The 24,345-nt window shown below is 59.6% G+C and carries 19 protein-coding genes; 11 read left to right on the forward strand and 8 right to left on the reverse strand.

Annotated elements, in window-relative coordinates; translation table 11 throughout:
• Window positions 1–52: 52 nt before the first annotated feature.
• The gene (locus ASD32_RS04855) at window positions 53–1,438 is read right to left on the reverse strand and encodes a PLP-dependent aminotransferase family protein (protein ID WP_060636801.1); all 1,386 of its coding nucleotides are present in this window, start codon (window positions 1,436–1,438) and stop codon (window positions 53–55) included.
• Window positions 1,439–1,544: 106 nt separating this feature from the next.
• Here ASD32_RS04855 and ASD32_RS04860 point away from each other — a divergent pair, with 106 nt between their 5' ends.
• The 3 genes from ASD32_RS04860 (at window position 1,545) to ASD32_RS04870 (ending at window position 5,077) form a co-directional block, all read left to right on the forward strand.
• Window positions 1,545–2,039, forward strand: coding sequence for an Lrp/AsnC family transcriptional regulator (locus tag ASD32_RS04860; RefSeq protein WP_060636803.1), 495 nt, complete (start codon window positions 1,545–1,547; stop codon window positions 2,037–2,039).
• A gap of 121 nt (window positions 2,040–2,160) precedes the next feature.
• On the forward strand, window positions 2,161–3,657 hold the full coding sequence (locus ASD32_RS04865) for an NAD-dependent succinate-semialdehyde dehydrogenase (RefSeq protein WP_060636805.1): 1,497 nt from the start codon (window positions 2,161–2,163) through the stop codon (window positions 3,655–3,657).
• Between the two features lie 43 nt (window positions 3,658–3,700).
• Window positions 3,701–5,077: an aspartate aminotransferase family protein gene (locus ASD32_RS04870; RefSeq protein ID WP_060636806.1), complete on the forward strand. Its 1,377-nt coding sequence runs from the start codon at window positions 3,701–3,703 to the stop codon at window positions 5,075–5,077.
• Window positions 5,078–5,210: 133 nt separating this feature from the next.
• Here the strand turns inward: ASD32_RS04870 and ASD32_RS04875 are convergent, their stop codons facing one another.
• Together ASD32_RS04875 and ASD32_RS04880 are read right to left on the reverse strand one after the other, a co-directional pair.
• Window positions 5,211–6,650, reverse strand: coding sequence for a mannose-1-phosphate guanylyltransferase/mannose-6-phosphate isomerase (locus ASD32_RS04875; RefSeq protein WP_060636807.1), 1,440 nt, complete (start codon window positions 6,648–6,650; stop codon window positions 5,211–5,213).
• A 339-nt stretch (window positions 6,651–6,989) separates the two neighbouring features.
• Window positions 6,990–8,354 carry an MFS transporter gene (locus ASD32_RS04880; RefSeq protein WP_060636933.1) on the reverse strand — a complete coding sequence of 455 codons (1,365 nt, stop codon included), beginning with the start codon at window positions 8,352–8,354 and terminating at the stop codon, window positions 6,990–6,992.
• A gap of 306 nt (window positions 8,355–8,660) precedes the next feature.
• Between ASD32_RS04880 and cyoA the strand changes: the two genes are divergently transcribed.
• The 5 genes from cyoA to ASD32_RS04905 all read left to right on the forward strand — a co-directional run bounded on the left by cyoA (window position 8,661) and on the right by ASD32_RS04905 (window position 13,634).
• A complete protein-coding gene (gene cyoA / locus ASD32_RS04885) occupies window positions 8,661–9,818 on the forward strand; it encodes a ubiquinol oxidase subunit II (RefSeq protein WP_060636809.1) in 1,158 nt (385 codons plus the stop codon).
• A 30-nt stretch (window positions 9,819–9,848) separates the two neighbouring features.
• Entirely contained in the window at window positions 9,849–11,849 is a 2,001-nt protein-coding gene (gene cyoB / locus ASD32_RS04890; protein WP_060636811.1) for a cytochrome o ubiquinol oxidase subunit I, read from the forward strand.
• Between the two features lies 1 nt (window position 11,850).
• Window positions 11,851–12,474, forward strand: coding sequence for a cytochrome o ubiquinol oxidase subunit III (gene cyoC, locus ASD32_RS04895; protein ID WP_060636813.1), 624 nt, complete (start codon window positions 11,851–11,853; stop codon window positions 12,472–12,474).
• Entirely contained in the window at window positions 12,471–12,872 is a 402-nt protein-coding gene (cyoD, locus tag ASD32_RS04900) for a cytochrome o ubiquinol oxidase subunit IV (protein WP_060636815.1), read from the forward strand. The genes cyoC and cyoD overlap by 4 nt, the downstream gene beginning before the upstream one ends.
• Window positions 12,873–12,959: 87 nt before the next feature.
• Window positions 12,960–13,634: an SURF1 family protein gene (locus ASD32_RS04905; protein WP_082546648.1), complete on the forward strand. Its 675-nt coding sequence runs from the start codon at window positions 12,960–12,962 to the stop codon at window positions 13,632–13,634.
• Between the two features lie 68 nt (window positions 13,635–13,702).
• Here ASD32_RS04905 and ASD32_RS04910 read toward each other — a convergent pair whose 3' ends face one another.
• On the reverse strand, window positions 13,703–13,915 hold the full coding sequence (locus ASD32_RS04910; RefSeq protein WP_060636817.1) for a heavy-metal-associated domain-containing protein: 213 nt from the start codon (window positions 13,913–13,915) through the stop codon (window positions 13,703–13,705).
• A 156-nt stretch (window positions 13,916–14,071) separates the two neighbouring features.
• Between ASD32_RS04910 and ASD32_RS04915 the strand changes: the two genes are divergently transcribed.
• A complete protein-coding gene (locus ASD32_RS04915) occupies window positions 14,072–16,570 on the forward strand; it encodes a heavy metal translocating P-type ATPase (protein WP_060636819.1) in 2,499 nt (832 codons plus the stop codon).
• 35 nt (window positions 16,571–16,605) lie between these two features.
• Window positions 16,606–17,055 (forward strand): Cu(I)-responsive transcriptional regulator, encoded by a 450-nt coding sequence (gene cueR / locus ASD32_RS04920; RefSeq protein WP_060636821.1) that lies wholly within the window; start codon window positions 16,606–16,608, stop codon window positions 17,053–17,055.
• A 126-nt stretch (window positions 17,056–17,181) separates the two neighbouring features.
• On the opposite strand, the gene lhgO is transcribed toward cueR, so the two are convergent.
• The 4 genes from lhgO to ASD32_RS04940 all read right to left on the reverse strand — a co-directional run bounded on the left by lhgO (window position 17,182) and on the right by ASD32_RS04940 (window position 21,632).
• Entirely contained in the window at window positions 17,182–18,387 is a 1,206-nt protein-coding gene (gene lhgO, locus ASD32_RS04925) for an L-2-hydroxyglutarate oxidase (protein ID WP_200953569.1), read from the reverse strand.
• Between the two features lie 72 nt (window positions 18,388–18,459).
• Window positions 18,460–19,716 (reverse strand): UDP-N-acetyl-D-mannosamine dehydrogenase, encoded by a 1,257-nt coding sequence (gene wecC / locus ASD32_RS04930; RefSeq protein ID WP_082546642.1) that lies wholly within the window; start codon window positions 19,714–19,716, stop codon window positions 18,460–18,462.
• Window positions 19,709–20,539, reverse strand: a complete 831-nt coding sequence (locus ASD32_RS04935) for a WecB/TagA/CpsF family glycosyltransferase (protein ID WP_060636824.1) — start codon at window positions 20,537–20,539, stop codon at window positions 19,709–19,711. Before ASD32_RS04935 ends, wecC begins: the two co-directional genes overlap by 8 nt.
• Before the next feature lies 1 nt (window position 20,540).
• Window positions 20,541–21,632: a hypothetical protein gene (locus tag ASD32_RS04940; protein WP_244490098.1), complete on the reverse strand. Its 1,092-nt coding sequence runs from the start codon at window positions 21,630–21,632 to the stop codon at window positions 20,541–20,543.
• Window positions 21,633–22,183: 551 nt separating this feature from the next.
• Between ASD32_RS04940 and ASD32_RS04945 the strand changes: the two genes are divergently transcribed.
• On the forward strand, window positions 22,184–23,119 hold the full coding sequence (locus ASD32_RS04945; RefSeq protein WP_060636825.1) for a glycosyltransferase family 2 protein: 936 nt from the start codon (window positions 22,184–22,186) through the stop codon (window positions 23,117–23,119).
• Window positions 23,120–24,345 lie beyond the last annotated feature (1,226 nt).

The raw sequence follows: 24,345 nt of genomic DNA on the forward strand, positions 1-24,345 counted from the left end.
AAATAATCTCATGACAATTATTCTTTCCCTGCCCATTTGACAGGCGTAACTATCAAATCGCAAGCAGCAGAGCTTCCGGATTTCCATGCGCCAGCGACGCAACGATGCCAAGCCCCGTGCGCAACTCGGCCTCGGTTGTCGAGCCGAGCGAAATGCGCACGGCGGGTGCGCGGCCATGGTCGGCCGTCTGGAAGGAGGCGCCCGGAGCGATCGCCACCCCGCGCAGACGCGCCTGCGCCACGAACCCCTCCTCCGTATGCTGGCAAGTCAGCGGCAGCCAGATATGCAGGCTTTGCGGGTGGGAATGGTAGAAGAGTGCCCCCAAGGCCTCGGTCGCAATCTCGTGGCGCCGCGCCAGCGCCCGGCGCTGCCAGTTGACCAATTCCATCGCCGTGCCGTTGCTGACCCAGCGCGTGGCGATCTCGGCAATCGCCGGCGTTGCCATCCAGTTGGAGACGAGATGCCGGTTGGCGACTGCGGCGACATAGCGGTCTGGCGCAACGAGATACCCGATGCGCAGGCCCGGCACGGTGATCTTGGTGAAACTCGTGACGTAAAGCGTGCGCTCGGGCGCAAAGGTTTGCAGCGGCGGCGGCCGGTTTTCAACCAGGGGGCCGAGGATATCGTTCTCGATGATGGCAATGTCATGCCGGGCCGCAACGGCCGCCAGCGCCTGGCGCCTCTCAATGCTCATCAGCGTCGCCGTCGGATTGACCACCGAAGGCTGCAGGAAAACGGCACGGATGGGGCCTTTCCGGCATGCCTCGTCCAGAGCTTCCGGGATCATGCCATCGTCATCGATCGCCAGACCTTCCAGGTGAATGCCCAGATAGGTCGAGAGCGGCACCAGCGTGTGGTGGCTGATTGCCTCGGTCGCAACCGTCGATCCCGGCGGTGCAACGCTCATCAGGGCGACGGTCATGCCGGACGTGGCACCATTGGTCAGATTGACGTTGAGCGGCGAAACCTCCAGCCCGCATTGCGCCAGCCATTCGGCCGCCACCGCCCGATGGCGTGGAAACACCATATTCGGCCGGAACGACAGCGCCGAACTCGACGGCAGGTTTTCCGCCAGCCAGCCAAAGGCTTCGCGCATCCGCTCGAGATGGATCTGCTCGCAGACCGGTTTCAGGATCGACAGGTCGATGAGTTCGCCCAGCCGCTCCGGCAGATAGGGCGGCTCCGGTTCTTTCGGCTGGGTCTGGACGAAGCTGCCGCGTCCGATCTCCCCGGCGATCATGCCGCGGCGGATGAGTTCGTCATAGGCGCGGCTGACCGTCTGGATCGACAGCGTCAGATCTTCCGCCAGCTTTCTATGTGTCGGCAATCGCTCGCCATTCACCAGCTTGCCGTCATGAATGGCATTGGCAATCTGCTCGGCAAGCGAGAGATAGGCCGGCCGGCGGAGCTGCTGCGGATCGGGACGCCAATTTGTCATGATTTGACATTGATAAAATTCAGGTCAATTGACAATCCAAAAATTGCATTCTCCATTCGGATTTCATAGGCTTTGCCATGATAACCACGCCGGGATACCCGTTCGAATGAAACTTGACGCCATCGACCTGCGGATTTTAGAGGCCGTCCAACGGGACGGGCGCATCACCAAGCTGGCGCTGGCAGAAGAAGTGGGCCTGTCGCCGACGCCCTGCTGGATGCGGCTGCGCAAGCTCGAAAAAGCCGGGATCGTCTCGGGCTACCACGCGCGTGTCGCTGTGCGCCGCGTTGCGCCTGTTGCGAGCGTGATGATGGAGGTCACGCTCGGCAATCATCGCCAGGTGGATTTCGACCGTTTCGAGCGGGCGGTGACGGCCATTCCTGAAATTGTCGCCTGCTGGTCGGTCGGCGGCGGGGTCGATTACATCGTGAAAATCATGGCGTCGAATATCGACGCCTATCAGCGGCTGGTCGATGACCTGCTTGACCGCGAAATCGGCATTGCCCGCTATTTTACGTACATCGTGACCAAGACCGTGAAAGAGGAAACCGTGTTGCCTGTTTCTGTTCTCCTGTCGCAGGAGAGCATAGCGGACAGCTAGACAATTCCTCTGCAAGCACCCCGTCATTTGGACAGATCCTCTTCTACGCTTGCTGCCAACAGACCATCTCTCCCTCCAAAGCTGTCAGACTGCGTGGCAATCGACGCATGAGGAGCCCCAGATGAACGCTGTATTCGCCCGACCCGCCTGTCACGACGCTCTTGCGCGGCTGACCGACAAACATCTGTTGAAATCGCTCGCTTATATCGGCGGCCGCTGGGTCGCCAATGCGGCGAACAGCACGTTCGAAGTGCGCGATCCCGCCACATCCGTACCTCTCGCCTGGGTTTCGCAGCTGGATGCGACTGAAACGTCGCTGGCCATTGATGCCGCCGCACGCGCCTTTCCAAAATGGCGGTCGCTGCTGCCGCAGGAGCGCGCCAAAATCCTGCGCCGCTGGTATAAACTGATGCTCGCCGCCAAGGATGATCTGGCTCTGATCATGACGCTGGAGCAGGGAAAGCCGCTGGCGGAATCGAAGGGCGAAATCGATTATGCCGCGTCCTTCATCGAATGGTATGCGGAGGAAGGCAAAAGGCTGAATGCAGAGAGCGTTACGAGCCACCTGCCGGACGCCGAGATGATCGTGCGCCGAGAGGCGCTGGGTGTCGTCGGCATCGTCACGCCCTGGAATTTTCCGTCCGCCATGATCACCCGCAAGGCGGCTGCAGCGTTGGCTGCAGGCTGCACGGTCGTTGCTCACCCGTCTTCTGAAACTCCTCTTTCCGCACTGGCACTGGCAGAGCTTGGGGAGAGAGCCGGCATTCCGGCGGGCGTTTTCAACGTCGTGACCGGCGACGCTGCCACCATTGTCGGCCGCCTGTGCGAAGACAGCCGGGTCCGGGCGCTGAGCTTTACCGGCTCCACCGAAATCGGAAAGCTCATCGCAGGGCAATGCGCGCCGACCCTGAAACGGCTGGTGATGGAACTGGGCGGCCACGCGCCGCTGATCGTCTTTGACGATGCGGATGTGGACAAGGCGGTCGATATCGCCATCAATGCGAAATTTGCGACATCGGGCCAGGATTGCCTCGCCGCCAATCGCATCTTTGTCCAGCGCTCGATCCTCGACGCCTTCAACGCGGCTTTCAAGGCGCGGATTGAGATGCTGAAGATCGGGGACGGCCTGGAACCCGGCGTCGATATCGGCCCTTTGATGCATGAGCGGGCGGTGACAAAGGTGCATGAGCATGTGACCGATGCCATCAAGCGCGGCGCTCAATGCCTGACCGGCGGCACACGTCACCCGGCTGGACCCTTGTTCTACACCCCGACGCTGCTCACCGGCGTGCCCCGCGATGCTCTGATCATGTCGGAAGAAACCTTCGGGCCAGTCGCTGCCATTGCCGTTTTCGACACCGAGGACGAGGTGATCGCCCGCGCCAACGACACCGAATACGGCCTCGTTGCCTATGCCGTCACCGAAAACGGCGCTCGGCAGATGCGGCTCGGCCGGGCCCTGGACTACGGCATGGTGGCGATCAACCGGGTCAAGATCACCGGCGGTCCCATTCCCTTCGGCGGCTGGAAACAATCCGGTCTCGGCCGCGAAGGATCGCGGCACGGCATCGAGGCTTTCACCGAACTCAAATATCTCTGCATCGACACAGCGGCCTGATGGCGCAACCGACCCATTGAACACAGACACGAGGAATAGGCATATGTCCGAGCACAGCAACGAAATGACCGCCTGGGACCGCGACCACTTCTTCCATCCGTCCACCCATATGGGCATGCATGCGCGCGGCGAGACGCCCACCCGCATCATTGCCGGCGGCGAAGGCGTCTACATCACCGATACCAACGGCCGCAAAAGTCTGGACGCGTTTGCCGGCCTCTACTGCGTCAATGTCGGCTATGGCCGCCAGAAAATTTCCGATGCCATTGCCGAGCAGGCCAAGAACCTTGCCTATTATCACGCCTATGTAGGCCATGGGACCGAGGCGTCGATCACGCTGTCGAAGATGATCATCGACCGGGCACCGGCTGGCATGAGCCGTGTCTATTTCGGCCTGTCGGGCTCCGACGCCAACGAAACCAATATCAAACTGATCTGGTACTATAACAACATCCTCGGCCGCCCGGAAAAGAAGAAGATCATTTCCCGCTGGCGCGGTTATCATGGCTCTGGCGTCATGACCGGCAGCCTGACCGGTCTTGACCTGTTCCACAATCTGTTCGACCTGCCGAGGGCGCCGATCCTCCACACGGAGGCGCCCTATTATTTCCGCCGGGCCGACCGGTCGATGAGCGAGGAGCAGTTCTCGCAACATTGCGCCGACAAGCTGGAAGAGATGATCCTTGCGGAAGGCCCGGAGACGATTGCGGCCTTCATCGGCGAGCCGATTCTCGGCACCGGCGGCATCGTGCCGCCGCCGGCCGGTTACTGGCAGAAGATCCAGGCCGTGCTCGAAAAATACGATATCCTGCTGGTCGCCGACGAAGTCGTCACTGGTTTTGGCCGTCTCGGCTCGATGTTCGGCTCCGGTCACTACGGCATGAAGCCGGATCTCATCACCATCGCCAAAGGCCTTACCTCTGCCTATGCGCCACTTTCCGGTTCGATCGTCTCGGACAGGATGTGGCAGGTGCTTGTCGAAGGCTCCGACAAAATGGGCGCGATCGGCCATGGCTGGACGTATTCGGCCCATCCAATCTGCGCTGCCGCCGGCGTCGCCAATCTGGAACTGGTCGATGAACTCGGCCTCGTTGACAATGCCGGCGCGACTGGTGCCTATTTCCGGGCTGAACTGGCAAAAGCTGTCGCCGGCCACAGGAATGTCGGCGAGGTGCGCGGCGATGGATTGATGGCGGCGGTGGAATTTGTCGAGGACAAGGATGACCGCACATTCTTCGACGCATCCCGCAAGATCGGCCCGCAGATCTCGGCCGCCTTGCTGGAACGCGGCGTCATCGGCCGCGCCATGCCCCAAGGAGATATTCTCGGCTTTGCGCCGCCGCTGTGCCTGACACGCGAAGAGGCAGATATCGTGGTGAAGGCTGCGGCCGGTGCCATCGAGGCGGTTTTGGGCCGCTGAAGATTGAGTGCAGGGAATATGGTTTTAAACATTGAGTGCCGGGCTTGTGAGAGCCCGGCACTCAAATCGGATCGCGTATCAAGGTTCTTTAAGATACAAACTGTCTTCCGACGCCCCCCCGATCTGGCAGCCTCTAAAGATTTAATTTGCGGCTGTAATCATCCTCGATGCGCACAATATCGTCATCCTTGATATAGGCGCCGGTTCTGACTTCAATCAGTTCGAGAGCGATGCGCCCTTCATTGGCGATACGATGCGCCTTTCCGAGCGGGACATAAATCGATTCATTCTCGGTTAGGATCGAAGTGCTTTCGCCGATCGTAACGGTCGCAGTGCCCCCGACCACGACCCAATGTTCTGCACGGTTCATGTGGCTCTGCAGCGATGTGCGGGCACCGGGATCTATCACCAGCCGTTTCACGGCGAAGCGGTCACCCGTCAGCATCTCCTCGACATAGCCCCATGGACGGTATCCGCGCTTGTGGGTCTCGGTTATCCGGCGATGGCTGCCGTCTTTGAGTGATTCGACAAGACCTTTGACCTCCTGCGACCGCGCTTTCGGCACAACGAGGACCGCATCCTGCGTCACGACAACGACAAGGTCCTTCGCACCCACGACCGTCGTCATCAGACCGGTGGAATGGATCAGGCAACCCTCCGACTCAAGTGCCAGCCCATCTCCCACGATCGCGTTGTCCGTCGTACTCTTGGGCGCAACCTCCCAGATCGCGTCCCAGCTGCCTATATCCGACCAGCGGAAATGACCGCGCACGACGGCGATCTTGCTGGTTTTCTCGATAACCGCGTAGTCGATCGAGTTCTTTGGCGAACCCTCAAAACTTTCCTTGTGAAGCCGAAGGAACCCAAGGTCTGTTTCGGCCTGATCGACCGAAGACTGGACTGCGGCCAGAATGTCCGGCGCGTAGGTTTGCAGTTCGGCGATCATCATGTCGGAGCGGAACAGAAAATTGCCAGAATTCCACAGATACCCCTTCTGCAAATAGCTGATCGCCGTTTCGGCATCGGGTTTTTCGACAAATCCCTCGACCAGATGTAGATCCGCTTCGCCATCCAACGAAGCGCCCGGATTGATATAGCCATAGGAGGTGCGAGGCTCAGTTGGAGTAAGCCCAAAGACGACGATATGACCGTCGAGCGCTGCCTTGCATCCGAGTTTTACGGCCTGCGAGAACAAGTCCTCATCGAGCACCACATGATCCGCAGCGAGAGCTAGCACGAGGCCGCCGGGAGACCGCCGTTCAGCAAGAACGGCTGCAACCGCCATGGCGGCGGCACTATCGCGCCGGGCCGGCTCAAGCACGACGGTGGAGGGTACCCCCACATCTTTCGCCTGGTGCTGCGCAAAGAACCGGAAATCCTCGTTGGTTATGACCACCGGCATTCCATAGAGCTCTGGATCGGAAACACGCTTCAATGTCTGCTGATACGTCGACAAATCGCCCACGAGGGGCTGGAATTGCTTGGGAAGCTGATCGCGCGATACCGGCCAAAGTCGCGATCCCGAACCGCCAGCCAAAAGAACCGGAGTAATTTTTGTCGTCGTCACTGGCACGCGATATGTCCTATTCTCTCTGAGCAGCCCTGGATTGTTGCGCGCAACATCTCCGTGCAGGGCTTGGCCGTCAAGCCTTTACCGCGCTTTTCAGTATTCTTCCAATAATATTGACAATGCCCTTATTAATTAAGCGCGCGGTTGATGACGTATTCTTTCCGGAATTTGGGGTACTCAAATCATCCTGAGTAAAACAAATGCTCAGGATGATGTAAAAGGGACGAAACCAGTTATCTCCCGACCGTGAGCCAGCCTGTAGACCAGCCCCACGGATTTTGCCGCGTCGCGAATATTACCAACCTACGTGGCTTGCCTGTCCTACCAGCAGCACCAGGGCATTTACTTGCCCTTCGACGGCGTTTCCGTCTTCGCGTCCGGTTCGCCGCTCAAATCCAGCGCGCGGGTGACGCTCAAGGCGACGATCGTGCAGATTGCGCCGGATATCAGGTAGCCGCCGATAAAGATGATGCCAAAGTTGCTGGCAAGGCCGAGGGCGACCAGCGGTGCAAAACCGGCGCCGATCAGCCAGGCAAGGTCGGAGGTCAGGGCTGCGCCGGTATAGCGGTAATATTGACCAAAGCGCGAGGAGACGGCGCCGGAGGCCTGGCCAAAGGACAGGCCGAGAATGCCAAAGCCGATGATGATGAAAGCATCCTGGCCCGACCGTCCGGCATCGAGCAGGAACGGAGCGGAGAAGGAGAAGATGGCGATGATGACAGCGCCGATCATCAGCTGGTTGCGACGGCCGATACGATCAGCAATGAGGCCGGACAGGATGATGGCGATGAAACCGACGGCAGCGCCGGCCACCTGCACCCACAGGAACTGCGCCGCCGACTGGCCGCCGAACAGCGTTACCCAGCTTAAGGGAAAGATCGTGACGAGGTGGAACATGGCGAAGCTTGCCAGCGGCGCGAAGGCTCCAAGCAGCACATCGGAGGAATGCTTGCTCAGCATTTCGAAGACCGGGCGGGCCTGCAACTCGTTGTTTTCCAGTGCGGAGCCGAATTCCTGGCTGGCAACGATGCGCAACCGGGCAAACAGCGCCACGACGTTGATGGCGAAGGCCACGAAGAATGGATAGCGCCATCCCCAGGAGAGGAAATCTGCATCGGAAAGATTGGCGACGAAATAGCCGAACAGGGTGCTGGCCAGCGCAAAGCCGATGGGCGCCCCGAGCTGCGGGATCATCGCGTACCAGCCACGGCGGTGCGGCGGTGCGTTGAGATTGAGCAGGGAGGCCAGGCCATCCCAGGCGCCGCCGAGCGCAAAGCCCTGGCCCAGCCGGAACAGCGCCAGGAGCGCCACCGACCAGTAGCCGACGGTCTCATAACTTGGCAGGAACGCGATGGAGGCGGTGGAGCCACCGAGGATGAAGAGCGCGATCGTCAGCTTCGTGCCGCGTCCATAGTTGCGGTCGATCCACATGAACACGAAGGATCCGACGGGGCGCGCCAGGAAAGCCAACGAAAAGACCGCAAAGGACATCATCGTTGCCGCCACCGGATTGGGCGCGAACGAGAAGATCAGCCGCGGAAAGACGAGCACCGAGGCGAGGCCATAGACGAAGAAATCGAAAAACTCCGACATGCGGCCGATGATCACGCCAAGCGCGATGCTGCCAGCCGAAAGCGGCTTGTCGCCGTGCATACGCCGGGCGTCCTGCTCAAGTCCCGATGACGAAGGATTTGCCACTACGCCCATAATCTTGCTCTCTCCGAAGGATTCCGATTTCATCACAATGTGAACCCAGGCCGGGCTTTGACTGAGAATATGGTGCAAAACCGCTGTGGTCCATCCTATAAACGAACGTGCCGTTCACGAATGCCACAGAAGCTTTGACCTCAACCAAAGACCGTCTATACCTTAGCCCAGACAGACGTTCGACTTCGATCCCGGCCAAACTTTTTGCAACGCGACAAATTGCTGCACTGCGACGAACCACCTCATTCCTGTAGCAGGGATGCTTCGCTAGTGCGGAAGACACGGAACGCAAACTTCGAGCCCGCTATGTCCAAATGGAAAACCGCCAGCCGCTTTCTCACCCTGTTGCCACTCCTGGCTCTGGCCGGGTGCAACATGGTTGTCATGGCACCATCCGGCGATATCGCCATGCAGCAGCGGGATCTCATCATCATTTCCACGGTGCTGATGCTGTTGATCATCGTTCCCGTGCTGTTTCTGACTGTCTTTTTCGCCTGGCGCTATCGTGTCTCCAACACCAACGCCAAGTACGACCCGGAATGGCATCATTCGACCGCGCTGGAAGTGGTCATCTGGTCTGCGCCGCTGATCATCATCATTGCGCTGGGTGCGGTGACCTGGATCAGCACACACAAGCTCGACCCCTATCGCCCGCTTGACCGGATCGACGCGCAACGTGCGGTGACCGCCGAAGTGAAGCCGATCAATGTGGAAGTGGTCGCGCTCGACTGGAAATGGCTGTTCTTCTATCCGGATTACGGCATCGCCACCGTCAACGAGATGGCAGCGCCCGTCGATGTACCGATCAATTTCAAGATCACCTCCTCGTCTGTCATGAACTCCTTCTACGTGCCGGCTCTTGCCGGGATGATCTACGCCATGCCGGGCATGCAGACCCGACTTCATGCCGTGATCAACAAGGAAGGCGAATATGATGGTCTGTCGGCCAACTATTCCGGCGACGGCTTTTCCCATATGCGCTTCAAGTTTCATGGCGTGCCGCAGCAAGGCTTCGATCAGTGGGTCGCCCGGGTCAAGGCACAGGGCACCGCCCTCAACCGCGACGCCTACCTTAAGCTCGAAAAGCCGAGCACCAAGGAGCCGGTTCGCTACTATGCCACCGTCGATGACGGCCTTTACACCTCCATCCTCAACATGTGCGCCCATCCCGGCAAGATGTGCATGAGCGAAATGATGCATATCGACATGATGGGTGGTTCGGGCAAGGACAGTGCTGAAAATCGCGGGCGCCTCGAATATGACAGCCGGCACGGCACAGAAGAAGCTCCCGCCGCAACATTTCCGGCGACCGGCAATCCGGCGCGCAGCGAAAAACCCGCCGAAGGCGTGGATGAGAAGCAGCCGATGGACCATTCCATGCACGGGGGTGACCCCATGCCCGAAAATGATCAGAACGGGCCCGCTCCGGCGCAACTGAACACCAACAGCACGACGCAGCCATAAGGCCGCGCCCGCGACATTTTGGACGAAACCATGTTCGGCTATAATACTTTGACGGAATTCATCTTCGGACGGCTCACGCTTGAAGCCATCCCTTATCACGAGCCTATCCTCGTCGTGACGTTCATCGGCGTGGCGCTGGGCGGCCTCGCCGTCCTCGCATTGATAACCCGCTTCAAGCTCTGGGGCTATCTCTGGACCGAATGGTTCACCAGCGTCGATCACAAGAAGATCGGCATCATGTACATCATCCTGGCGATCATCATGCTGCTGCGCGGCTTTGCCGATGCGATCATGATGCGTGTCCAGCAGGCGATCGCCTTCAACGGCAATGAGGGCTACCTCAATGCCCATCACTATGACCAGATTTTCACCGCCCATGGCGTGATCATGATCTTCTTCGTGGCGATGCCGTTCGTCACGGGCTTCATGAACTATGTCGTCCCGCTGCAGATCGGCGCACGCGACGTGTCCTTTCCGTTCCTCAACAATTTCTCGTTCTGGATGACGACAGCCGGCGCGATCATCATCATGATGTCGCTGTTCGTCGGCGAATTCGCGCGGACCGGCTGGCTTGCCTATCCGCCGCTGTCCGGTTCGGACTACAGTCCGGGCGTTGGCGTCGATTATTATATCTGGGGACTGCAGGTGGCAGGTGTCGGAACGACATTGTCTGGCATCAACCTGATCGCCACCATCGTCAAGATGCGCGCGCCAGGCATGACATTCATGAAGATGCCGATCTTTACCTGGACCTCGCTTTGCACCAATATCCTGATCGTTGCCACCTTTCCGGTCCTGACCGCAACGCTGGCGCTTCTCACTCTTGACCGCTACGCCGGCACCAACTTCTTCACCAACGATCTCGGTGGCAACCCGATGATGTATGTCAACCTGATCTGGATCTGGGGCCATCCGGAAGTCTACATCCTCATCCTGCCGGCCTTTGGCATCTTTTCCGAAGTGGTTGCGACCTTCAGCGGCAAGCGGCTGTTCGGCTATGCTTCGATGGTCTACGCGACCTGCGTGATCATGATCCTTTCCTATCTCGTCTGGCTGCACCATTTCTTCACGATGGGTGCGGGAGCGTCCGTCAACGCCTTCTTCGGGATCACCACGATGATCATCTCGATCCCGACCGGGGCGAAGATGTTCAACTGGCTCTTCACCATGTATCGCGGCCGCATCCGCTACGAACTGCCGATGTACTGGACGATCGGTTTCATGATCACCTTCGTCATCGGTGGCATGACCGGCGTTCTGCTCGCCGTTCCGCCGGCAGACTTCGTGCTGCACAATTCGCTGTTCCTGATTGCCCATTTTCACAACGTCATCATCGGCGGCGTGCTGTTCGGGCTGATGGCCGGCATCGTCTACTGGTGGCCGAAGGCATTCGGCTACAAGCTCGATGAATTCTGGGGCAAGATGAGCTTCTGGTTCTGGCAGATCGGCTTCTTCTTCGCCTTCATGCCGCTCTATGTGCTCGGCCTGATGGGCGTGACGCGCCGCGTGTCCCAGTTCGAGGACCCGTCCCTGCAGATCTGGTTCATCATTGCGGCCTTCGGCGCCTTCCTGATCGCGCTCGGAATTGCGTCCTTCATCGTCCAGCTCGTCGTCAGCTACCTCAGGCGCGACCAGCTGGCCTGCGGCAGCGATCCCTGGGATGGGCGCACGCTCGAGTGGTCGACGTCTTCGCCACCGCCGGAATACAACTTCGCCTTCACGCCGGTGGTGCATGATCATGACGGCTGGTATGACATGAAGAACCGTGGGCATGAGCGCCCGGTAACAGGCTTCCGTCAAATCCATATGCCGAAGAACACCGGCACCGGCGTCATCCTGTCTGCCCTGAGCATAGCGTTTGCCTTTGCGATGATCTGGTATATCTGGTGGCTGGCGATCCTCGCCTTCATCGGCCTTATCACGGTCGCAATCGCCCATACGTTCAATTACAACCGCGACTTCTATATCCCGGCGGAAACCGTTTCCGCGACGGAAGATGCGCGCACCAAGCTGCTCGCGGAGCGGACCTGACATGGCAAAAGACATTCAACTGCATGAGGGCGACAAGCCGGTCTTCTACCTGAAGGAAGACCACCATCCGGAAGGCAGCACCAATCTGGGCTTCTGGCTCTACCTGATGAGCGACTGCCTGATCTTTGCCGTGCTGTTTGCCACGCATGGCGTGCTCGGCCGCAACTACGCGGCCGGCCCCTCGCCTGCCGACCTGTTCGACCTGCCGCTGGTGGCGATCAACACGGCAATGCTTTTGTTCTCGTCCATCACCTATGGCTTTGCCATGCTGCAGATGGAACGCAACGCCAAGGCCGAAACGCTGTTCTGGCTTGGCGTCACCGGCCTGTTCGGTGCAGCCTTTCTGGGCCTTGAACTCTACGAGTTCACCCATCTGATTCTGGAGGGTGCGGGGCCAACGCGCAGTGCGTTCCTGTCATCGTTCTTCACGCTGGTCGGCACCCACGGCCTGCATGTCACCTTCGGCATCATCTGGCTGATCACGCTGATGGTCCAGGTCTATAAGCGCGGCCTGATCCCTGAAAACCGCCGCCGGCTAATGTGTCTTTCGATGTTCTGGCACTTCCTCGACGTTATCTGGATCGGCGTCTTCTCCTTTGTCTATCTGATCGGAGTCCTCGGATGAGCTCACACCCGCACGCCCCTGCTCATAACGATGGTGACAACGCCCATCACGGGCATGGCCATGAGGCCGGCCATGGTTCGCTGAAGGGCTACATGATCGGGTTCGGGCTGTCCGTTATCCTGACGGCCATTCCGTTCATTCTCGTGATGGCCGGCGTTTTCGACAGCAAGCTCCTGACGGCGGTTCTCGTAATGGCATTCGCTGTCGTCCAGATCGTCGTCCACATGGTCTATTTTCTGCATATGAGCCCGCGCTCGGAAGGCGGCTGGACGGTTATGGCGCTGCTTTTCACCCTCGTCATTGTCGGCATCACACTCGCCGGCTCGCTCTGGGTCATGCACCATCTCAATGTGAACATGATGCCGATGTCGCCGGATATGATGCGGAACATGCCCTGACGGTTGATTTCGGTGAGTGCTGAATATCCCGTGACAGCGGACGCAGCCGGACATTCACGCCGCGCCCGGCGCGTTTTCGTCAGTGCCATGCTGGTCTTGACACTCGTCTTTGCCGCATTGGGAACCTGGCAGGTTCAGCGGCTGTTCTGGAAGCTGGACCTGATCGCCCGCGTGGACGCGCGTGTTCATGCAGGCCCAGTACCCTCGCCCGCACAGGGAGAGTGGGGCGGGATCAGCGCCGAAAAGGACGAGTATCGCCATGTCACGGCGACAGGCACCTTCGAGCATGGCAAGTCGGTTCTCGTTCAAGCGGTCACTGAACGCGGCGCCGGTTACTGGCTGCTGACGCCACTGCTTCTGTCGGATTCATCGGTGGTCCTGGTCAATCGCGGGTTTCTGCCAGAGGCGGGACGCAACTCGGCTGCGCGCACGGCAAGCGAAATCGTTGCCGGGCCTGTCACCGTCACCGGTCTGCTGCGCATCAGCGAACCCGGCGGCGCTTTCCTGCGCTCGAACGATCCGGCCAATGACCGCTGGTACTCCCGTGACGTGGATGCCATCGCGCGCTCCAAGGGCTTTGCGCCAACTGCACCCTATTTCATCGATGCCGATGCCACGCCCAATCCCGGCGGCCTTCCCATCGGCGGCCTGACCGTGGTTCAATTCCGCAACAGCCACCTTGTCTATGCGGCGACCTGGTATGCCCTTGCAATCATGACGGCGGCAGCGCTGACCATTCTGCGCCGCCGCCGTCTGATCTGACGAAGATACAGGTTAAGCGCCGGGCTCCGCCTTCAATCCGCGTTTCGCAAACATGGGCGTGAGTGTGTTCAAGACAAAGCTTCGGCCGGGTTCATGGTTGCCGGATAGCCGGCGTCTTCGAGACCCTTCGTAAGAGCCGACGGCGTCGCCGCCGTTTCGACCTTGACCGTGCGGGCACTGAGATCGATCGTTATCACGGCATTTGGATCGACGGATTGGATCGCCTTGGTCACAGATCTGGCGCAGCCGCCGCAGGTCATGTTTTCGATTGTCAGTTCCATTGGGATTTTCCTCATTTGGATATGCTGCAGAAGATGGGGCTTCCAACCATGGGAAGGTCAAGTGGCAATGAAACACTAAATCTGCTATTGACCTTCCCATGGTTGGAAGCCCCATCTTCTATCCGGACCTGAATTCGGAATGAAAAGGAGGCGGCTATGAATGCCCCTGTTCGCGCAAAAGATCTGACCGGAACGTTGTCGCTCCCCATCGAGGGGATGAGCTGTGCGTCTTGCGTCGGCCGTATCGAAAGAGCGCTCAACAACGTTGCGGGCGTTGACACCGTTTCGGTGAACCTGGCGACGGAACGTGCGACGATCACGACCAAGTCAGCGGTTTCGCACGAAACGCTTGTCGAGGCGGTGGAAAATGCCGGCTACTCGGTGCCTGAACAATCGGCCGGTTCCGTTGCTTTGACGGAACTGTCGATCGAGGGCATGACCTGCGCATCCTGCGTCGGCCGTGTCGAGCGGGCGCTGAAGACGGTGCCCGGCGTGACGCAGGCTGCCGTCAACCTGGCGACGGAGCGCGCCACCATCCACGGAACCGCCGATCTGGCAGCCATGATTACGGCGATCGCCGACGCCGGTTATGCGGCAAGAGTGATCGCTCCGGCAGCAGGCGGCGAAAGCGAGGATAACGGGCACGCGGAAAGAAAAGAGGCCGAGCGCCGTCAACTCACCCGGGATTTCACCATCGCTGCGATACTGGCCGCGCCCATCTTTCTGCTGGAGATGGGCTCGCATCTCATTCCGGGCGTGCACGGCCTTATTGACGCGACGATCGGCATGCAGGCGAGCTGGTACGTCCAGTTCGCGCTGACGACGCTCGTGCTTTTTGTTCCGGGCATCCGTTTTTACGGCAAGGGGCTGCCGGCGCTCTGGCGCCTGGCGCCCGATATGAACTCGCTTGTGGCTGTCGGCTCGCTGGCTGCCTATGGATATTCACTGGTTGCAACATTCGCCCCCGGCTTCCTGCCGCCGGGAACGATCAATGTCTATTATGAAGCAGCCGCTGTCATCGTGACGCTCATTCTGCTCGGACGTCTGCTTGAGGCGCGTGCCAAGGGCCGGACATCGGAAGCGATCAAACGGCTGGCCGGCCTCCATGCGAAGACCGCGCGGGTGCGTAAAGACGGCAAGACGATCGACCTGGCAATCGGCTCGGTCGTTGCCGGTGATTTGGTCGAGGTTCGTCCGGGCGAGCGGCTGGCCGTAGATGGCGAGGTCGTCGAAGGCGCCAGCTATGTCGATGAATCGATGATCACGGGCGAGCCGGTCCCGGTTTCAAAAATGACAGGCAGCGCTGTTGTCGGTGGCACGGTCAACCAGAAGGGCACGTTCGTGTTCCGCGCAACGGCGGTCGGCGGCAAGACGGTGCTGTCGCAGATCATCCGCATGGTCGAGGAAGCGCAAGGCTCCAAGCTGCCCATTCAGGCGCTGGTCGACAAGGTCACCATGTGGTTCGTACCAGCAGTCTTTGCGGTCGCGGCGCTGACCTTTGCGGCCTGGCTGATCTTCGGCCCATCGCCCGCGCTCACCTTTGCGCTCGTCAATGCCGTGGCCGTCCTGATCATCGCTTGCCCCTGCGCCATGGGTCTCGCGACGCCGACATCCATCATGGTGGGCACCGGGCGTGGCGCCGAACTTGGCGTGCTCTTCCGCAAGGGAGAAGCGCTGCAGCTGCTGAAGGATGCCAAGGTCGTGGCGCTCGACAAGACGGGGACTTTGACCGAGGGCAAGCCGGCCCTGACGGACATGGAACTGGCTGATGGCTTCGACAAACAAACCGTGCTCGGTCTTGTGGCCGCCGTCGAGGCAAGGTCAGAGCATCCTATTGCCGGTGCGATCGTCGATGCTGCCACCAGTCAAGGCATGCCGCTGCCGCCGGTGTCGGATTTTCAATCGGTGACGGGCTTTGGTGTCAAGGCCAGTGTCGGCGGCAAACGCGTCGAGATCGGTGCGGATCGCTACATGGCCGAGCTTGGCTATGATGTGGACGTGCTCTCCGAAGTGGCCGGGCGCCTGGGCAATGAGGGCAAATCGCCGCTATACGCCGCAATCGACGGCACGCTTGCAGCCATCATCGCCGTGGCCGATCCGGTCAAGGCGACAACGCCGGCGGCTATCAAGGCGCTGCACGATCTCGGCCTCAAGGTGGCGATGATTACTGGCGACAATGCCCGTACCGCCAAAGCTATCGCTTCCCGGCTTGGGATCGATGAGGTGGTGGCGGAGGTATTGCCGGACGGAAAGGTCGATGCGGTTCGCCGTCTTAGGGCAAGTTATGGCAAGATTGCCTTCGTTGGTGACGGCATCAACGATGCCCCGGCGCTGGCCGAGGCGGATGTGGGTCTTGCCATCGGCTCGGGAACGGATATCGCCATCGAGGCGGCAGACGTGGTGCTGATGTCGGGCAGCCTCCAGGGCGTTCCGAACGCAATCGCTCTGTCGAAGGCGACGATCGGCAATATCCGGCAGAACCTGTTCTGGGCGTTTGCCTATAATACGGCGCTGATACCGGTCGCCGCCGGCCTGCTCTATCCCGCCTACGGCATCTTGCTGTCGCCGGTCTTTGCCGCGGGCGCCATGGCGCTGTCGAGCGTGTTCGTGCTCGGCAACGCGCTGCGCCTGCGCCGTTTCAAGCTGGCGAACTGACAGACCACCGGAGCATTCTAGTACGGAGAAGACTGATGAATATTGGACAGGCCTCAAAGGCATCGGGCGTTTCGGCCAAGATGATCCGTTACTATGAGCAGACCGGCCTCATTCCGGAGGCAGACCGGACCTCATCCGGCTACCGCGATTATTCCGGCACCGATGTCCATATGCTGCGCTTCATCCGCCGCGCGCGCGATCTCGGTTTTTCGGTGGCCGAGATCAGCGATCTTCTTGGCCTCTGGCGCGACGAGGCCCGCCAGAGCAGCGAGGTCAAGCGCCTGGCGCAGGGCCATATCGACGAGCTGCATAAGAAGATCAAGGGCCTTCAGGACATGGCCAATACGCTGACAACGCTCGTCAATACCTGCAACGGCGACCACCGCCCGCATTGCCCGATCCTGCAAAGTCTCGAAAGTGGCCTGGACGACGAGGACCGACCTGTCCACCCTCGCGCCGGTGCTGTCGCACGCGCAGCGCCATGAGCGAGAACGCGGTAGTTTTACCATGCCGTCTTAATAGCAATCACAGCTCTCTCGCGCTTTATTGGGAATCATCGCCATCGATGCGATGAGTGCCGAAAAACCCGCCCGCCCCATTTGCTTGGAAAACTACCGGGCGAAATGTGTCTCGGCGATATCAGCGATATGCTTGCCGATCGGCAGGGCCGACGTGGCTGCGGGCGAAGGGGCGTTGAGCACATGCACCGTGCGCGCCGTGCGTTCGATCAGGAAATCATGCAGGAGACGGCCGTCGCGGCTGACTGCCTGAGCGCGGATACCGGCGGGATGCGGCTGCAGATCGGCCAATTGCAACTCGGGGCAATAGCGCTGGCAAAGCGCTAGATAGCGGCGGCGGCTGAGTGAATTGGCCATTTCACCCAGGCCATAGCGCATGTTGTTTGTCATGACGTGGCGGAACCCGGGAAAGCGGATCATCTCCCAGACATCCTTGGGGTCGATCCTGCCAAAACTGTATCCGTTGCGCGCAAAGGCCAGCACGGCGTTGGGGCCAACCGTCACGAACCCGCCGATCATCGGCGTCAGATGCACGCCGAGGAATGGCAAAGACGGTTCCGGGATGGGATAGATGAGATGTTCGACAATGCGGTTCTTATCCGCCCCGAGACGGAAATACTCGCCGCGAAAGGGAATGATCGCGATATCCTTGGCAAGCCCGCACATGCGCGCGAGACGGTCGGCATTGACACCGGCGCAGACGATGACATGGCGGGCACTGAGCAGCATACCGGTATCGAGGGTGATCTCGACGCCATCAGCCTGCTCATCGATGCGGGTAACTTCGACATCGGTCATGATCGTGCCGCCGGCTTCGATCAGCAGCGCGCCCATGCATCGCGTCACTTCGCCGTAATCGACAATGCCGGACGCCGGAATGAACAGCGCGGCAAGACCGGCAATGTGCGGTTCGCGCTCGGACAGTTCCGCCTGGCTGACCCGGTGTACTTCCAACCCATTGGAAACGGCACGCTCATGCAGCTTTTCCATACGCGGCAATTCTTCCGGGCGCGTCGCGACCAGCAGTTTGCCACGCTGCTCAAAGCGGATGCCGTAGTCCTTGCAGAACTGCATCGTCGCCGCACTGCCCTCACGGCAGAAAGTTGCCTTCAGGCTGCCGGGTTCGTAATAAACCCCGGCATGGATGACACCGCTGTTGCGTCCGGTCTGATGACTGGCAAGCATCTGCTCCTTTTCCAGGACGGCGACGGTAAGGCCGGGAAACCGCTGTGACAGTTGCATGGCTGTCGATAGCCCGACAATGCCACCCCCGATCACAACGATATCGAAATCCGCCACGCGCTCGAAGTTCATTCTGCCCGGCCCCGTCGTCTTCGCAGAAAGCCTTTTATCGGCTCGGCACCGGCTGTATCAGTGCCAGGCACCACGCGTATCATAGATTACCTTGCCTGTCAGGCGTGTATGCCGCATGGCCTTGAAAGGTTCATGCTCGACGAGAAGCACCACGATATCGGCGCGCTCCACCGCCTGATACGCGCCCTCCAGGCGAAGATTGTCATACTTCGCCAGAAGCGGCGGCATGACGCTCACATAGGGATCCGCCACAAGGATATCGACATCCGGCAATGAGGCGGCGATCAGGCCGACGACCTCGATTGCCGGACTTTCGCGCACGTCATCGACATTGGCTTTGAAGGTCAGGCCCAGGCAGGCAACGGTCGGCGCACGGAAGCGTTTCGCCTTTTCCACGACCTGTCCGGCGACGTGATGCGGCCGGTGATCATTGACCTCGCGGGCTATGCGGATCAACCGCGACAGTGTTGGTGCGGCAGAGACGATGAACCAGGGATCGACCGGTATGCAATGCCCGCCGACGCCGGGACCGGGGCTCAGAATATTGACGCGCGGGTGCCTGTTGGCGAGACGGATGACTTCCCAGACATCGATATGCAGACTTTCGCTGATCAGCGAGATTTCATTGGCAAAAGCGATATTGACGTCGCGATAGGCGTTTTCGACGAGCTTTGCCATTTCCGCGCTGGCAGCGTCGGTCAGCAGAATCTCGCCTTGGGCGAACAGGCGATAAATCGACGCCGCCTTTTCCGCGCATCTCGGCGTCAGACCACCGACGACGCGGTCGTTGGTGATCATCTCGATCATGATGCGGCCGGGAAGAACGCGCTCCGGGCAATGGGCAATAAAGATGTCGGCACCGGTTTCGCCATCGCGCGGCATTCGCAGATCCGGACGCAGCGCTCCGATCCAATCGCCGATCTTTTGCGTGGTTCCCGGCGGCGACGTCGATTCAAGCACCACGATGTTGCCGGACTTCAGCATCGGAGCAATCTGCTCGGCAGCCGTTTTCACATAGGATAGATCAGCGGTCCGGTCCTCGTTGAAGGGTGTCGGCACGGCGATGATGAATGCGTCCGCTTCCGGGGTTTCAGTTGTCGCGGTCAGCCGCCCCATGGCAACGGCACCGCTGACGGCCACGGCCAGATCCGGCTCGACGAAAGGTACCTCCCCGCGCGACAAGGCAGCAACCGTCGCCGGATTGATATCGACACCGATCACATCGACGCCGCGCGTCGCAATCACCACGGCGGTGGGCAAGCCGATATAGCCCATGCCCAGAATGGCAAGTCTGCCCTTAAACACTTCACTCATCAGCAATGCTCCGAAGTTGCGCATCTGGAATTCTGGATCTCACCGGCGCCACATTGCGGTTCGCAACGAACCGGAATGCGCGCGCCGGATGAAGCATTTCGCGGGCGGTGAGTTGAACGAAGCTGGTGTTGGTTTTCAGGTAACGCCACCAAAGGCGGCGCGGCTCCTGCAGCAATCGGTAGGCCCACTCCATGCCGGCCTTCTGCCAGGCGGGCGGCGCGCGTTTTGTAAGCCCGGCAATGATATCGAAAGAGCCGCCGACGCCGTGCAGGACGGGCACGTTCAGCGACGAACCATAGGATCCGAGAAATATCTCTTTCTTCGGCGAGGTCATTCCTAAAAAAAGCATGTCGGCGCCGGAAGCCTTGATATCGGCCGCAATCTGGCCTGCTTCCGCAGCCTCATAATATCCGTGATGGCTATAGGCGATCTTCAACCCGGGAAAACGTTCGGCAATGACGCGGCGCATTTCTTTCAGCACTTCAGGTTTGGCACCCAGAAGCGCTATCGACCGGTCGTCGCGATGCGCAAGGAAGAGAAGGCGCGTGAAGATATCAATGCCTGCCACGCGCTCCGGAAGGGGCTTGCCCAGCAATTTGCTGGCCCACACGACGGATTGACCGTCTGCCAGCAAGAGATCGCATTCCAACAGGGATTCGCGCAGAATCTTGTTCCTGTGAAGCTCGACAATTTTTGCGGCATTGAGCACGCCCAGAAGGATTGGCCGGCGCGTCGAAAGGGCTGCCCGGCATCGTTCGATGACGTCATCCATGCGCATGGCGTCCATATATATGCCAAACAGGAGCTGGCGTTGCCTTTGCATATCAAATCTCCTTGAGAATTGCGGGCCGGTCAGCAGTCACGCCCGGCGAAAGCCTCGCGACCACGCCGCCCGCAAGCCATGCATATAAAAGCCACCCAAGCTCATAGGGCCGGCATTCATAGTCGATGCGCACAGGCGGGAAGAGCATATCGAGGCCTGGAACATGCCATCCCCGCAGAAGCGACGTCGTCACGGCGGACAAGGCCCTGACCACCTTGCGCGGTTCGCGGCGCGCCACCTTGCGCCAGATCACACCTTTTTCCGATGCCACAAGCGGCATGGACACCTCGGGATGTTCGTCGAGCCAGCGCATGCCCTTGATGATCGCCTGCGAATGGTCGGTGCCGCCGGCTTCGCGAAGGTCGAGCAATGCCATGGGCGCCATTGCATGCTGGTGCACGCTATAGACCGGATATCCCTCGACCACGCCGCCGTTGCGGGTATCGTAATGCCACCACCATTGACCGGCCGGACCCTGCAAAGCGCTAATCCGTTCGGCACAGGCTTCCGCCGCGGATAATGCTTCGACATCCGATTGTGCCGTATAGAGGCGGGCGAGTGCCTGTATCGGATAGACCTGATCGGCAAAGCAGCCGATATGGGCGCGGAAACGCCCGCTGGCGGAGGCAGGCAGCATATGTGGGAACAGGCCTGACGCGGAGCGTCCCGACATCAGCCGCTTGGTCGCCAGGGAGACAACATCCTGCGTATCACCGAATTGCCGCGCGGCTAATGCGGCGCTCAAGGCCCAGGCACAGTCGACCGTCGCGATCGGCGTATCGGAAGAGAGTACCTGAACAAGCTGGCGAAACAGCGCCACGGAATGGAACCGCCCGGCCTCTGCAGCGGCCCAGGCGGCAAGCGCGATGGCGCCCATATCTGCCGATGTCGTGGCACGAACCGCACAGGCATGGGCAAGATCGAACGCGGTGTCGCCGTTTAGGATCAGTTGTTGTGTGCCTCGATCAATGTAGGAGAGCCCAAGCGCCGCGATGGCGGTGTAGCGAAGGCTGTCTCCCTCAAGGCGCTCCGTCCAATCCGAGTTTACCTTGACCGCGCGCAATGTGTGGCCGAAAGCCCCTTTGCGGTGCATGCGGGGCAGGCCTCGCTTTGCAATATTCAAGAAGCGGCCAGCCTGCGTTCTTGTTTTATGCGACACGGATTCAAGGGCTTCCAGGCGGTCCAGTGTGTCTGGACCCGCTTGATCATGCGCCGGCGGACGCTGCGCGCCGCTGTCCAAGGATGGGCTTCTCGCTCTTGATGGCACGGAATGCGGAAAATTAATCGGCATGAAAGCTCCTGATAACTTGCCGTCTCAACGAAAAGGGCGGTTGATCAAATCGGCGCAAAAGCGTCGCGGAAGATTTTGAATGAAAGTCGTCGGCTGCTGCCCCATGCTAGAAAATCCTCACAGATATGCCAGCGCACTCAAAGACTTAAACAGTGGCCATCGGCATGCCGGCAAAGGTATCAATATGCATCGATAGTATTACCCCTGCCGGTCTTCATTCGGCTTTGGGATAAGCGGAGAAGCGCAGCCGGACTTACCCTCTACCTCTCTCTGCAGTGTTTGCGCGCCCGTGCTTTTCCCATAGAAATTGCAGAGCTCCCGCTTGAGGGGCTCGCCGGAGATGGGGCCGCGACATGGATGCTTCGACACAACAAAGAGAGCTGATTAACGGCAACCGGGTTGCACTGGGCGGCACAAACGTCCGCAAACTTTCGGTCGTAACCGTTGCCTATAACAGCGCCGACGTTCTGCCGGGCTTGCTCGATTCCCTGCATGCCGGCCTTGAAGGCATCGAAGAATATGAGGTGATCGTCGTCGACAACGACAGCCATGACCAATCCGTCGATCTGGCGCGGGCCCATCCGATTGGCGCAAGAGTGATCGCGACCGGCCGCAATGGGGGCTATTCCGCCGGGATCAATGCCGCGACAGCGACGATCGGCCGTTCATCGGATCTGCTGGTCCTCAATCCCGATATTCGCCTGGAACCCGGATCGATACGCCGCCTGTATGCGGGCTTGAACAGTGCTTGTGTCGGCGTGGCCGTGCCGCAGGTGCGCGGCGAAGACGGCGCCATTGCCAAATCCATTCGCCGTGAACCCTCGATAGCAACGGCCTGGTCCGAAGCGCTGCTGGGAGGCAGGCTTTCCTCGCGGCTGGGGCTCGGCGAAATGGTCGGCAATTCTTCACTGTACCGCGCGGGCGGGCGCATCCAGTGGGCGACCGGGGCAATCCTGCTCGTCACGGCCAGCGCGCGGGAGACGATCGGCGACTGGGATGACAGTTTCTTCCTCTATAGCGAAGAGGTCGATTATCTCCGGCGCGTTCGGGCAGCCGGCCTGGACGTGCTTTATGTTCCGGAATCCCAGGCCGTGCATATCGGCGGCGATTACCATAGCAGCGATTTCCTGACCGCGCTGATGACCACCAACCGCATCAAATATTACCGTCGGCATCACGGCGCATTGGCCTCGGCGGTGTTCCAATCCGGCATCGTGGCAGGCGAAGCGATACGCCTGGCGGTGGGCTCAGGACGTCGCGCCGCACTGAGCGCAGCACTCGGCTTTTAAGCCCCGGCAATTGCCATCCCTCCAGCGTTTTCCACGGCCGCATCAGCGAATCACCGGTCCGCAAAATCGCGAAATTTCCGCCTTCCGTGAGAGTTTCCAATCTGCCTGAGCGGCTGCTTTTGACCGGAAACCCGGTTGATGCCCCAGTTTACAAGCCCTTATGGTTGCGCAGAATTAATTTTTGGAAAAAAGTTAAGCCTCCATTCTTCCACCTGCGCTCAATCGGCTTTACGTGATCTCCCGCTAATATTTTGCCAGTCTTTTCAGCGCCCTCGAGGCACTGCAGGTTGTATTTTCGCGTGGAAATTTAGAAAACAATCGGAAATTTATTCAATTTTGATTGGCCGAAAATTCACCAAATATTTCAAACGGAAGCGGAATTTTAAGTGTTTTGCGGCAATATTAAGACTGAAATCGGGCGTCATGCCTCATTACAGTGAGCCGCTTTTGACCGATTGCACCTCCTTGTAAGTTGCATTACTCCTTGCTGTTATAAGTTTGCCTTACCTAAAAAGGGGTAGGCAGCTTACCCGTAATACCATCTTGAAACGGGGTTTAAGGGCTGAGGAGAAAGGCGATAGCACAGTGGCACGAACACTATTGAATGCAACCACGAGTGGGTTTTTGACGGAGAACGACATCCAGGGGGATTCTCTCGGCGTCATCGATCTGAACGACGCGAGTGACACTCAACAGGCAACCGTTGCCTCCAAAGCCACGCTGAATGAATCAGGCGGCTTTGCACATCACGCTCACAGAGCGATGGACGATTTTGGTGGGCGCGATGTTCGCCACGAAGGCAGGACGTCTGACCACAATTCGTTCCATTTTCTCAACAACACACAGGCAGCAGAAAGCGATTCCGGGACTGCTGAAGTCGATTTGGGCGGAACCTCCAACTCCGGCACGGCAAGCGATACCGAAGCAACAGAGGCCTCACAGCCCGCTTTGAAATCAGTTGCCAGCATCAGTGCAGCAACCAGCGATACGGCCGCTGCCACGTCTACGGCCAGCAGCAGTGCCGCAGCAGCGACAGCAGCGACAGCAGCGACAGCAGCGACAGCAGCGACAGCAGCGACAGCAGCGANGTTTTCCTGACGCAACCAATACCGGCGTCAAGGGTGGCGTCGCGATGACGAAGTATAACGGCTCGCTTCATATCACTGAGGACAACGCCGTCATCAGCAATATGGAAGTCACCGGCGATATCATCATCGATGCCAAAA

Origin of the sequence: Rhizobium sp. Root483D2 (assembly GCF_001426685.1) — a bacterium.
Classification (GTDB): Bacteria; Pseudomonadota; Alphaproteobacteria; order Rhizobiales; family Rhizobiaceae; genus Pararhizobium; species Pararhizobium qamdonense.